The sequence below is a fragment of the Neisseria sp. P0021.S007 genome (assembly GCF_051956855.1).
Map to the genome: position 1 here is coordinate 1 of NZ_JBQCXA010000893.1, position 571 is coordinate 571.

1 protein-coding gene is annotated in these 571 nt (G+C 53.6%); it reads right to left on the reverse strand.

Annotated features, from left to right (window positions below; translation table 11 throughout):
- Nucleotides 1-70 precede the first annotated feature (70 nt).
- Nucleotides 71-571, reverse strand: a 501-nt coding sequence (gene rlmJ / locus ACTHUR_RS16575; protein WP_440399779.1) for a 23S rRNA (adenine(2030)-N(6))-methyltransferase RlmJ, incomplete at its 5' end; no start/stop codon positions are given.

Below are 571 nucleotides of genomic sequence, written 5' to 3' on the forward strand. Positions count from 1 at the left end.
GGGTTAAGGCCGTCTGAACAGGTGTGGCGGCAAAATCGAAGCGCTTGGGTATGCGTTCAGACGGCCGCGTTTATTTCGTTTTGCTTTCCAATACATAATGCGCGCCTGCATCTTGCGCCAAAATTTTGGAAAGTTCGGGCAGATTGTTTTGCAACTGTTCGGCAAGCATGTAGGGCGGATTGATGACGAACATGCCGCTGCCGTGCATACCGAAGCCGTCGCTGCGCGGCGTATGGACATGAAGCTCGGCATGGAGATAATTGTCGGGAGCGATTTTTTTGAGTTCGTCCGGCAGTTTGCGGCTTTCTTCGCGGCTCAGGCAGGGATACCAAACCATGTAGCAGCCGGTTTCAAAGCGTTTCAAAGCATCTTTCAAGACTTGGACGACGCGGCGGTAGTCTTGTTTTTCTTCGTAGGGCGGATCAATCAAGACGGCGGCGCGGCGCGGCGGAGGAGGCAAGAGTGAAATCAAACCTTGATACCCGTCCGCTTGGCTGACCTGCACTTTACGCGCAGGACGGACTTCGCGCATATTGTTTTGCAAATGGACAAAATCGGCAGGGTGTAGCTC